The sequence below is a fragment of the Pseudonocardia sp. McavD-2-B genome, from assembly GCF_024124365.1.
Lineage (GTDB): Bacteria > Actinomycetota > Actinomycetes > Mycobacteriales > Pseudonocardiaceae > Pseudonocardia > Pseudonocardia alni.
The window spans coordinates 20,023-31,115 of record NZ_JAMXSG010000031.1; the positions used below are offsets into that span (position 1 = coordinate 20,023).

Genomic DNA, 11,093 nt, shown 5'->3' on the forward strand with positions numbered 1-11,093 from the left:
TCAGGCGCACTCCACCCGGTTGCGGCCCGAGCGCTTGGCGGGGTGGAGCGCCGCGTCGGCCTCGGTCAGCCCTGGACGGGTGCACCCCGTCGCGGGTGACGGTTGTCCCGGGCTGGCTCCGCGATCAGCTGCGTGGTGTCGATCGGCGCCTGGCTATCGACGCCGAACTGGTCGTCACCGCACTCATCGCCAACGCTCATGATCACGGGGGTGGGGTGGACATCGTCCGCATCTACGTGCATCGCCGACCTGTCCAGGTGCGCGTGGAGGTCGATGACGGGCTTCCGCAGGCATCACCGACGGTCGGCCGGTCGCGGCTGGGTGGATTCGGCGGACGCGGGCCGGCCATCGTCGACTCGGTGGCCAGCTGGGGTGTCGTGCGCCGGTTGCGGGACCAGACGGTGTGGGCCACGGTCGGTCCCCGGCAGAACCGCGGAGTCGGGGGAGGGGACCGATGAGGCTGCCGGCGCGGATCTGTCCGCCGGAGGTGCTGCCGCTACCCGACGGCGCCCGGTTCGGCCAGGTCGGGGCCGTGGCCGTTCCGGGGCTCGGCCTGTCGGTCCGCGGGTGGGAGCCGACGCTGTCGTGCCTGGGTCTGCCGTTCCCGGCGACGGCGCTGGCGCTGCCCGCCTACGGGGTGCCCGCCTCGCCGCGGGCGCCGCTGGACCCGCGGTCGTCGGCGCGGCGGCTGCTGCGGCGGATGGACGACCTCGGGATCGGATCCGCCGTGCTGCTCGGCCACTCGGCGAGCTGTCAGGTCGTCGCCGAGGTGGCTCGTTCCGCCCCGGGTCGGGTGCCTGCCCTGGTGTTGGTGGGCCCGACCGCGGACCCGCGTGCCGGGAGCTGGGCTGCGTTGGTGCGGGGGTGGCTGCGCAACGTGGTGGCCGAGCGCCCGGGGCAGGTGCCGCAGCTGGTGCGCGACTACACCTACAGCGGCATGGTCAGCTTCGTTCGCGCGCTGGAGGCCACGCGGCGCCACCCGTTGTCCGATGCGGTCGGCGGGTTCGGTGGGCCGGTACTGCTGCTGCGCGGCGTTCGCGACGGGATCTGCTCGGCCGACTGGCTCGTCCGGCTCGCCGCCTCCGCCGCGGCGGCCGAGGTCGCCGACGTCGCGTCGGCGGCGCACATGGCGCCGCTGACGCACGGCGCCGAGATGGCCGCGGCGCTGCGCCCGTTCCTCGCCTCCGCCGGGAGCGGTCGGCCGAGACCCGAGCCGCAGCCGGCCCGCTCGGCGTGACCCGCACGGCCACTCCATGTCCCGATGGTGGACGACCACGACCATCCCGAGCTGAACTTCGACCCGCCCGACGACACCGAGGTCTGGCTGGAGTGGCGCGGGCCGCGAGGGGTGGCCCCCGCGGCCCGCGTCCGGTGCTCAGCGGCTCCCGGCGCGCGTGCGGCGCGGATCCGGGGCGGCCTCATCCGGGAGGCGGCGCAGGAATTCCGCTTCCAGCGCGAGCATCCGGGTGGTGTGGACCTGCAACGCGTCCTCGGTCCCACCGAGGACGGTGTCGTGGCGGGTCGTGTGCAGGTGGGTCATCTCGCGGCGCAGGTCGTCGTCGGCGAGGTCGAGCGGGGCGACGCCGCGAGAGGCCGCTGCGTCCTCGCCGGACGTGCCGACGTCTGCGTCGCAGGCGTCCGAGGAGGCACCGCCGTCGGGACGCAGCCCGGGTGGAGCGGTCATGGTGGCCTCGGAGTCCTGGTCGGAGTCCTGGTCGTGCCGCAGCGGATCGGTCATGACAAGCGCCTACCCGGTACCCGCCGCCGTAGGCCCGGCCGCACCGCGCCGGACACGCGCCCCGCCCGTCGCGCGGACGGGACTCTCGTCGTCACCGGTTCAGTAACGCAGCCGCCCCGGGAACGAGCGTGGAACGACGACGGGAATCAGGCGTGCTGAGCCGGCGGTATGGGCAACGACGGCGCGTGGCGGTGTCCGCCTCAGGAGCCGGCCGGTGAACCCGGAGCGCTACCGATCCCTGCGCGCCGAGGTGCTCGCCGCCGCGCCCTCGAACGGCGCCGGCCCGAGGACGTGCAGCTGACCACGGGGAAGGGTCCCTGCGTCGACGCGCTGCGTAGCGGCCGTCCGGTCCTGGTTCCCGACCTGGGCCTCGACCCGCGGTGGCCCGCGTTCGTCGCTGCCGCCCGCGAGCACGGCGTGTCCGCCTACGCCCTGGACCTCCCACCGGAGGAGGCCCTGCTGCTGATGCGCGCCCGGGCCCTCGCCGACCGCAGGCTCCCTGCCCGGCTGGAACCGCCGGACGCAGGGACCGACCGACGACCGCGGGCGATCGCCCCGGTGTGCCACCGTGGGTCGGCGGCGCACCTGCCGGCCGCAGCGTGGGGCGTGGAAGGAGCAGGACATGCAGCAGTGCGTGCCCGACGAGGGCGGCATGCCGGCCGAGCAGCCGCAGCGGGCGGTGGACCGCCGCGCCCGCATCGAGCAGGCCGTGGGGTGGTCGGCCCAGCAGCACGACCTCCCCGGAGCGGGCGCACGTGCTGCTGCGCGAGGCGGCGGACCGCCGTGGCGAGGCTGTCGCCGACTGGCGGACGCCGTGCTGCGTCGCGACGACGTGCTCGGGCCGTCCTGAGAGCGCGCGCCGCGCCGCGCCGCGGGGTGACCGCCGCGCACCGGGGTCAGGGGCGGATCCCGGTCGCCGGGTGTCCGACGACCAGCGGGTCCGGTGTGGCGACGACGGCGACGTCCTTCGCCGGGTAGTCGAGCCCGGAGAGCAGGCAGCGCATCGCCTCGATCCGCCCGCGGCGCTTGTCGTCGGAGTCGACGATCGTCCACGGCGCGTGCTCGGTGTGGGTGCGCTCGAACATCGCCTCCTTGGCCGCGGTGTAGTCCTCCCACCGCGCCATTCCGGCGAGGTCGACCGGGCTGAGCTTCCACTGGCGCAACGGGTCCAGCACCCGGATCACGAACCGGGTGCGCTGCTCGGCGCGCGACACGGAGAACCACAGCTTCAGGAGATGGATGCCGTCCTCGACCAGCGAGCGCTCCAGGCCGGGGACCTCGCGTACGAAGCGCTCGTACTCGTCGTCGGTGCAGAAACCCATGACCCGCTCGACGACGGCCCGGTTGTACCAGGACCGGTCGAACAGCACGATCTCCCCGGCTGTGGGCAACTGCTCCAGGTACCGTTGGAAGTACCACTGCCCCTGCTCGGTGGGCGTCGGCTTGTCGAGGGCGACGACCCGGGCGCCGCGCGGGTCGAGGTGCTCGGTGAAGCGCTGGATGGTGCCGCCCTTGCCGGCGGCGTCGCGGCCCTCGAACAGCACGACGACCCGGGCGCCGGAGTCCTTCACCCATGACTGGAGCTTCAGCAGCTCGATCTGCAGGGCGCGTTTGGTGCGCTCGTACTCCTCGCGCGGCATCCGCTCGGTGTAGGGGTACTCCTCACACCACGTCCGGACCTCCCGGCCGTCGGCGTCGACGAGGACCCCGTCACCGTCGACGTCGTCGTGCACGCTCCAGGTGTGGGTGTCGTCGAGCAGGTCGACGGTCCGCAACGCCTCCCGAAGCTCACGCCGGGTCGACGCGGACCGCCCCGCGACGTCGGGCAGCCCGCGGAAGCCGTCCACCGCCTGTCCGATCGACGTCATGGCACCCCTTTCTCCGTCTCCGTGCGGAGGTACCCGGCCCCGGCCGGGCGAATCGTCCGGAATCGCCCCGCCGCCCCATCCGTGCAGGACCGCTCGCGAGCGGGTAGCAGTGGCGGGTGAACCCGCGACGCATCCTGGACCCCGCGCGGCACGACGAGTCGCTACGCGCGCTGCTGCTCGGCCTGGAACTGTCTGGCCTCGACGACGGCACCCTGTGGTCGAACTACCTGGCCCTCGGCGGCACCCGAGGGCCGGACGGTCTGTCCGCGCTGCTGCGCGGGGAGCACCCGATGTCCGCGCTGGAGCACGACGTGATCGCCCAGGTCCTGAACGAGACGTTCCTCGAACAGGGTGCGGACCATCCGGTGCCCTACGCCGACGAACTGCCCCGCTCCTGACGCCGGGCCACGGCGTCCTCGACGACCCACCGCGCCACGTCGGCCAGCTTCATGTTGGTCTCCTGCGAGCTGGTGACCAGGCGGCGGAACGCGGCGTCGTCGTCGAGCCCGAAGCGCTCGATGAGCACGCCCTTCGCCCGGCCGATGATGTCGCGGCTCTCCAGCGCCCGCTGCAGGTGGGCGGTGTGCTCGGCGCCGTGCAGGAGCATCGCGGCCTGCACCGCGAAGAGCCCGGCGACGGCGTGGGCGGTGTCGCCGAAAGCATGCGGGTTCTGGGCGTAGAGGTTGAGCGCTGTGTGTGGGCCGGTCCGGTGAGCCAGTCCGGTCGACACGATCGAGCGGTAGCCCAGCCGCGTGGCTCGCGGTGCGAACCGCGGCCAGCGCGCCGCGTCGGGGCCCGCGAGGTCGTCGGCGTGCACCACGCCGGAGGCAGGGGGACGGTCGGCGGCGTCCACGCAGGGTCCCTCGCCGAGCCGGCTCTGCGTGGTGTCGAGCCGAGCGATTCGGGGAGTGCTGGGATGGTGCGACGTGACCCGCCGCCCGTGGGTGCGGGAGATGCCGCCGCCCTCGGCGCCGGGCACGGTCGCGACCGCGGCGGTGACGATGCCGCGCAGCGCGTCGTCGAGGTCGGTGATGTGGCGGGCGGACACCAACCCGGCCGCTGCATCGCGCAGCTCGGCGAGGACAGCCTCGGTATCGGGGGGCACGGTCATAGCGGGCACCTCTCCGTGTGCCGGGTGGTCCCGGAGTCGTCGTGTGCGGTGTCGCGGTCGAGGGCCTCGGCGATCGCCTCCCGGGCGTGGGCCCCGATCAGGAGCCCGGTGTGTCCACCGGGAACGTCCATGTTCACCGCCTGCGGATCGGTGCATACGCGCGGCGGGGCGACCCGGTCACCACGGCTGTAGATGCAGGTGAACGGCACCATCGCGGGTACCGGTGCGCGTTGGGCGTCGCGGAACCCGCGGCAGCACCGTCCCACGAGGCATGCGGTTCGGGCGACCCCCGTGAGGCCGGCGGTCCCGACGCTGGTCAGCGCGGCGACGGTGACGAGCATCGGCGCGTGCAGCCCGACGAGGCGGAACGGCGTTCCGACCGTGATCAGGCCGGACACGAGTTCCGGACGGCGGTGGGCGAGGGCGCGGGCGAACTGCCCGCCGCGGCTGTGTCCGACCAGGCGCACCGGTCGCCCGGTCGCGTCGGCGAGTTCGGCGAGCTGTAGCTCCAGCCGGTCGGTGGTGGCGCGCCCGCACCCCAACCCGGCACCGACGGCGGCCGCGACCACGGGATGGCCGCGGGCGCGCAGCCAGCCCGCGAGCGGGCGCAGGAACGGGGCTGTGGTGCCGAAACCGCCGAACAGCAGGACCGGATCGCGGTGGACGTGCAGGTCGGGCCACGCAGCCGGTTCGGCGGCGGGCATCGTCAGCTCGCCGGCCTTCTCCAGACCTGCGGCGACGAGAGCGGTGAGCACACGGACCTCCGGTCGGGGCCCTCCGCCTACCCGGCACGCCCGGACGCATGCGTGGCGCCGGAACGCGGTGGGGCGCGCCGACACGACGACGGGTGGGGTCCGGACCGTCCGGCTTCGCCTCGCACTGCAGCAGCTCGGTGTGTCGGAACACGTGTCGATCTCCTGGCCACTCGGGTCGCCGCCGGTTCCTGCGGCGGGGCCTTCTACCCGGGAGCGACAGGATGATTCCGATGACCGTCATCCGTCCCGGATCCGTTCGGCGGTGCGCGTCCGGTACGCGGCCCGTCGCACTGCGGCGCCGTCCTCGAGCCCGGACCCGATCGCGCCGGCCACGGTGCCGACGACGGTCGCCATCAGCGCGGTGGCCAGGTAGTCGCCGAACCCGGCCCGGTGCCCGATCTCCTGTCCGAGGTAGTCGGGGGTCACGATCACCAGGAGCGCGGCCAGCGCGAGCGCGAACAGGACGGCGGTGTAGGCGGCGACGCCGAGCACCACGGTGACCACGGTCGCCGAGTTCCGCAGCCCGGTGCTGGGCCGGTCGCGCCGGCGCGGGTCGCCGCGGCGCTCCCACAGGCCGTGCCCGACGACCAGTCAGCCCCCGTGCACCATTACTGCGCCGGCCAGGGCCACCGCGAGCCGCCAGCCGGGCATCGAGGCCGCGAGCGTCCAGATACTCGGGTAGAGCACACCGAACGCGGCGCCCGCCAGCCCGCCGGCCAGCGAGCGGGTCAGGCCCACCGTCAGCGCCCACGGCCGGTTCACGTGCACCATCCCGGTCAGCAGGCGCAGCGCGCCGCCCCGGCGGGCGGGCACGGTGCCGGTGGAGCCGGACCCGGGGTCGAGATGTTGGGCGGCCATCGTCGTCACCGCGTCGCCGACGGCGCGCCGGGCCCGGTCGCGCAGCCGCAGTGAGCCGAGTGCGGGCAGCGACACGACGGCCACGCAGTCGTCGGCGACATCGGCCACGACCGTCCGCCCGCCGGAACGCAGCGGCACGTCGGTGAGGCAGACGGCGAGGTCCCAGCCGGTGTCGGCGACCCGCTCGCGGGCCTTGTCGATCAGGTCGGTGTCCGGGCTGCCGAGTGACTCGAACGCGTCCCGGCCGGTGACGACGGTCCAGCCGACCGCCCGCCCCGCCACCTCGCCGGGCAGCTCGTCCTGCAGCCGCGGTGCGATGTCGCGAGCGACGTCCTCGGCGAGGTCGGGGTCGGCGAGCAGCCCCACCACCAGCCACTCGCGACCCGCCGTCTCCCCGTCCGGGCCGTCGTCATGAGCCGGTCCTGTCATGGGGTGGCGCCTCCCCGGGGCCGACCGCGCGAAACCCGGCACGGGGTCGTGTCCGCGGGCACCGGGCGGCACGGGACGACCGACGCCCAGCTGGTGTCGACCAGCGCCTCCCTCGACGTCGATCACCCGGCGGCCGGAGCGGACGTCCGCCCGGGGCACCCGGGGACCCACCCGTCGGACCGGCGGGGGTTTGGGGCGGTGGTGACCGGGCACACGGGCGGGTGTGGGAATGCGTGAGTGGATCGAGTCCTGGCCGGTCGCCCGGCAGCTGACCGGCACCGACCCGCTCGGCCGGGGCGTGGCGTCCCGATCGGCGGGCACCGCCCGCACGGTCGCCCGGACCGTCGAGGCCGACGGCGTCACCAAGTCGATCTGCCCGTTCTGCGCGGTCGGGTGCGGGCAGAACGTCTTCACCCGCGGCGGGCGGGTCACCCACGTCGAGGGTGACCCGGACTCACCGATCAGCCGTGGACGGCTCTGTCCCAAGGGCTCCTCGACGCTGTCGCTCGTCACCTCCCCGCAGCGGATCACCACGGTGCGCTATCGGCGCCCGCACGGCACCGAGTGGGAGGACCTCGACCTCGACACAGCGCTGGACATGATCGTCGATCGGGTCGTGGAGACCCGTGAGCGGACGTGGCAGGACGTCGACGAGGAGGGCCGGCACCTGCACCGCACCATGGGCATCGCGAGTCTGGGAGGAGCGACCCTCGACAACGAGGAGAACTACCTCATGAAGAAGCTCTACACCGCCCTCGGCGCGGTCCAGGTGGAGAACCAGGCCCGTATTTGACACTCCTCCACGGTTCCCGGTCTGGGAACCTCGTTCGGCCGTGGTGGGGCCACCAACTACCAGCAGGACCTGGTCAACTCCGACTGCATCGTCATCCAGGGCTCGAACATGGCCGAGGCCCACCCGGTGGGCTTCCAGTGGGTCATGGAGGCGAAGCGACGCGGCGCGACCGTGATCCACGTCGATCCGCGGTTCACCCGCACCTCGGCCGTGGCGGATGTGCACGTGCCGTTGCGCGCCGGCACCGACATCGCGTTCCTCGGCGGGCTGATCCGGCACGTCCTGGAGACCGGGGCGTACTTCGAGGAGTACGTGAAGGCCTACACCAACGCACCGATGCTCGTGTCCGAGGAGTTCCGCGACACCGAGGACCTCGACGGAGTGTTCTCCGGGTTCGACCCGGCGACCGGCACCTACGACGTGCACTCCTGGCAGTACGAGGACGCCGATGTCGAGGCCAGTGCCGGGCTGCGCGACGAGCGGGCGATGGTGCAGGAGCACGAGCACGCCGAGATCTCCGGGTCCGGCGGCGCCCCGTTCTCCGCGACCCCGACCCGTGACGACACGCTGCAGCACCCGCGCTGCGTGTTCCAGGTGCTGCGCCGCCACTACGCCCGCTACACCCCGGAGATGGTCGAGCAGGTCTGCGGGATCTCCCCGGAGAACTTCCGGGCGGTCGCCGACGCGCTCACCCGCAACTCCGGGCGGGAGCGGACCTCGGCGTTCGCCTACGCCGTCGGCTGGACCCACCACACGGTGGGCGTGCAGTACATCCGGGCCGCCTCCATCCTGCAGTCGCTGCTCGGTAACATCGGGCGGCCGGGCGGCGGGATCCTCGCGTTGCGCGGCCACGCCTCCATCCAGGGGTCCACCGACATCCCGACGCTGTACGACATGCTGCCGGGCTACATCCCGATGCCGCACGCCCACCGCGAGCAGGACCTCGCGACGTTCATCGAGTCGAACTCGGGCGACAAGGGCTACTGGGGCCACATGGACACGTACCTGGTGAGCCTGCTGAAGGCCTGGTTCGGCGACGCCGCCACGGCCGACAACGGCTTCTGCTTCGACCACCTCCCACGCCTCACCGGCGATCACTCGTCGTTCCGGACGGTGATGGCGCAGGCCCGCGGCGAGGTGCCGGGCTACTTCGTGATGGGGGAGAACCCCGCCGTGGGCACCGCGAACGCCAAGCAGCAGCGCCTCGGGCTGGCGAAGCTGGAATGGCTGGTGGTGCGCGACCTCAACATGATCGAGACCGCCACGTTCTGGAAGGACGGCCCGGAGATCGAGACCGGGGAGATGCGCACCGAGGACATCGGTACCGAGGTGTTCTTCCTCCCCGCGGCCAACCACACCGAGAAGGACGGCACCTTCACCAACACCCAGCGACTGCTGCAGTGGCACCACAAGGCGGTCGAACCGCCGGGGGACTGCCGCAGCGAGCTGTGGTTCTACCACCAGCTGGGGCTGCGCCTCAAGGAGCGTCTGGCCGGGTCCACGGACCCGCGCGACCGCCCGCTGCAGGACCTGACCTGGGACTACCCGGTCGAGGTCGGGCCGACCGGGATCGCCGAGCCGAGTGCCGACGCGGTGCTGCGGGAGATCAACGGCACCGACGCCGACGGCCGCGCTCTGTCGTCCTACCTGGACATGAAGGCCGACGGGTCGACGGCGGGCGGCTGCTGGATCTACACGGGGGTCTACGCCGAGGAGGTCAACCGGGCTGCGCGCCGCAGGCCGGGACGCGAGCAGGACCTCGTGGCCGCCGAGTGGGGCTGGGCGTGGCCGATGAACCGCCGGGTGCTCTACAACCGGGCCTCGGCGGACCCGGACGGGAAGCCCTGGAGCGAGCGCAAGAAGCTCCTGTGGTGGGACGGGGAGCGCTGGACCGGGCCGGACGTGCCGGACTTCCCGGTGAGCACACCGCCGGACCACGTCCCTGCCGAGCACTCACGCGGTGCCGAGTCGATCGCCGGCAACGAGCCGTTCGTGATGCAGGGCGATGGGCGGGCATGGCTCTACGCCCCGGCCGGGCTGCTCGACGGGCCGATGCCGGCGCACTACGAGCCGCAGGAGTCCCCCGTGCCCAACGTGCTCTACCCCCGGCACCGGGCCAACCCGGCGCGTCAGCAGTTCCCGCGCCCGGACAACACCTACAACCCGCCCGGGGACCACTTCCCGTACGTGTTCACGACGTTCCGCGTCACCGAACACCACACCGCGGGCGGCATGAGCCGGTGGACGCCGCACCTCAACGAGCTGTTCCCGCAGATGTTCCTGGAGGTGTCCCCGGAGCTGGCCGCCGAGCGTGGCCTGGTGGACAACGACTGGGCGCATGTGGTCACCGCGCGGTCGGCCGTCGAGGGCCGGGTGATGATCACCGAGCGGGCGAAACCGCTGCGGGTCGGCGACGGCTCCGGTGGCACGACGGTGATCCACCAGATCGGCGTGCCCTGGCACTGGGGCCCGAACGGACTGTCCACCGGGGACGCGGCCAACGAGATCCTCTCGGTCGCGCTCGACCCGAACGTGCACATCATGGAGACCAAGGCCGCGACCTGCGACATCCGCCCCGGACGACGGCCGCGCGGGCCCGACCTGGTCGCCTACCTCGCCGACCGGCGGCGCGCCGCCGGGTTGGAGGACCAGTGAGCAACTCGTGGTACGGCCCGTTGGCGGACCCCTCCGCCGACGCCGGCTACGCCGAGGACCATCCCGACCGGGTCGGCTTCTTCACCGACACCAGCGTCTGCATCGGGTGCAAGGCGTGCGAGGTCGCGTGCAAGGAGTGGAACGCGCTGCCCGCCGACGGGGTCACCCCGCAGGGCGCCGGGGGCGACGTCCTCGAGTCGGCCGGGATGGGCTACGACAACACCGGCGGACTCGGGGCGTCGAGCTACCGGCACGTCGCGTTCGTCGAGCAACGCGTCCCCGCGACTCGTTCCGCCCAGACCGACCTGGGCATGCCGGCGATGGACCTGCCCGGCTCCGTCGACGCCGGTGAGCACCGCGCCGACGCCACCGAGGTGCGGTGGCTCATGTCCTCGGACGTGTGCAAGCACTGCACCCACGCCGCGTGTCTCGACGTCTGCCCGACCGGCTCGCTGATCCGCACCGAGCACGGCACCGTGCTCGTGCAGGAGGACATCTGCAACGGCTGCGGCTACTGCATCCCCGCCTGCCCGTACGGCGTCATCGACCAGCGCGAGGGCGACGGCCGCGCGTTCAAGTGCACGATGTGCCAGGACCGGCTCGGCGCCGGCCTCGCCCCGGCCTGCGCGACGGCGTGCCCGACCGAGTCCATCCAGTTCGGCCCGCTGGAGGAACTGCGTGCCCGCGCCGACGAGCGGCTGGCGACGCTGCAGGCCCAGGGTGTGGACGGCGCCCGGCTCTACGGCCGCGACCCCGACGACGGCGTCGGCGGCGATGGCGCGTTCTTCCTGCTGCTCGACGAACCGGAGGCCTACGGGCTACCACCGGACCCGGTGGTCACGACCCGGGACCTGCCGTCGATGTGGCGGCACGCGGCGGTCGCCGC

The 11,093-nt window shown here is 73.3% G+C and carries 12 protein-coding genes; 6 read left to right on the forward strand and 6 right to left on the reverse strand.

Annotated features, from left to right (window positions below):
• Positions 1-95 precede the first annotated feature (95 nt).
• Together NH602_RS07240 and NH602_RS07245 are read left to right on the forward strand one after the other, a co-directional pair.
• The gene (locus NH602_RS07240) at positions 96-458 is read left to right on the forward strand and encodes an ATP-binding protein (protein ID WP_253067372.1); all 363 of its coding nucleotides are present in this window, start codon (positions 96-98) and stop codon (positions 456-458) included.
• Positions 455-1,237, forward strand: coding sequence for an alpha/beta fold hydrolase (locus tag NH602_RS07245; RefSeq protein ID WP_073575166.1), 783 nt, complete (start codon positions 455-457; stop codon positions 1,235-1,237). The genes NH602_RS07240 and NH602_RS07245 overlap by 4 nt, the downstream gene beginning before the upstream one ends.
• A gap of 138 nt (positions 1,238-1,375) precedes the next feature.
• Here NH602_RS07245 and NH602_RS07250 read toward each other — a convergent pair whose 3' ends face one another.
• A complete protein-coding gene (locus NH602_RS07250; protein WP_253067373.1) occupies positions 1,376-1,738 on the reverse strand; it encodes a DUF6158 family protein in 363 nt (120 codons plus the stop codon).
• A 622-nt stretch (positions 1,739-2,360) separates the two neighbouring features.
• Here NH602_RS07250 and NH602_RS07255 point away from each other — a divergent pair.
• Positions 2,361-2,588: a hypothetical protein gene (locus tag NH602_RS07255; RefSeq protein WP_253067374.1), complete on the forward strand. Its 228-nt coding sequence runs from the start codon at positions 2,361-2,363 to the stop codon at positions 2,586-2,588.
• Between the two features lie 46 nt (positions 2,589-2,634).
• On the opposite strand, the gene ppk2 is transcribed toward NH602_RS07255, so the two are convergent.
• Positions 2,635-3,606, reverse strand: a complete 972-nt coding sequence (gene ppk2 / locus NH602_RS07260; RefSeq protein WP_253067375.1) for a polyphosphate kinase 2 — start codon at positions 3,604-3,606, stop codon at positions 2,635-2,637.
• Between the two features lie 116 nt (positions 3,607-3,722).
• On the opposite strand from ppk2, the gene NH602_RS07265 reads away from it, so the two are divergent.
• Positions 3,723-4,004, forward strand: coding sequence for a hypothetical protein (locus tag NH602_RS07265; protein ID WP_253067376.1), 282 nt, complete (start codon positions 3,723-3,725; stop codon positions 4,002-4,004).
• Here the strand turns inward: NH602_RS07265 and NH602_RS07270 are convergent.
• The 4 genes from NH602_RS07270 to NH602_RS07285 all read right to left on the reverse strand — a co-directional run bounded on the left by NH602_RS07270 (position 3,977) and on the right by NH602_RS07285 (position 6,759).
• Positions 3,977-4,717: a GAF and ANTAR domain-containing protein gene (locus tag NH602_RS07270; RefSeq protein ID WP_253067377.1), complete on the reverse strand. Its 741-nt coding sequence runs from the start codon at positions 4,715-4,717 to the stop codon at positions 3,977-3,979. The genes NH602_RS07265 and NH602_RS07270 overlap by 28 nt on opposite strands.
• On the reverse strand, positions 4,714-5,472 hold the full coding sequence (locus NH602_RS07275) for a triacylglycerol lipase (RefSeq protein ID WP_253067378.1): 759 nt from the start codon (positions 5,470-5,472) through the stop codon (positions 4,714-4,716). Before NH602_RS07275 ends, NH602_RS07270 begins: the two co-directional genes overlap by 4 nt.
• A 237-nt stretch (positions 5,473-5,709) precedes the next feature.
• Positions 5,710-5,967: a hypothetical protein gene (locus NH602_RS07280; RefSeq protein WP_253067379.1), complete on the reverse strand. Its 258-nt coding sequence runs from the start codon at positions 5,965-5,967 to the stop codon at positions 5,710-5,712.
• Positions 5,968-6,063: 96 nt separating this feature from the next.
• On the reverse strand, positions 6,064-6,759 hold the full coding sequence (locus NH602_RS07285; RefSeq protein WP_253067380.1) for a hypothetical protein: 696 nt from the start codon (positions 6,757-6,759) through the stop codon (positions 6,064-6,066).
• A gap of 223 nt (positions 6,760-6,982) precedes the next feature.
• Between NH602_RS07285 and fdh the strand changes: the two genes are divergently transcribed.
• Positions 6,983-10,207 carry a formate dehydrogenase gene (gene fdh, locus NH602_RS07290; RefSeq protein ID WP_253067381.1) on the forward strand — a complete coding sequence of 1,075 codons (3,225 nt, stop codon included), beginning with the start codon at positions 6,983-6,985 and terminating at the stop codon, positions 10,205-10,207.
• Positions 10,204-11,093: 4Fe-4S dicluster domain-containing protein (locus NH602_RS07295; RefSeq protein ID WP_253067382.1), on the forward strand; the 890-nt coding region annotated here is incomplete at its 3' end. The genes fdh and NH602_RS07295, both read left to right, overlap by 4 nt.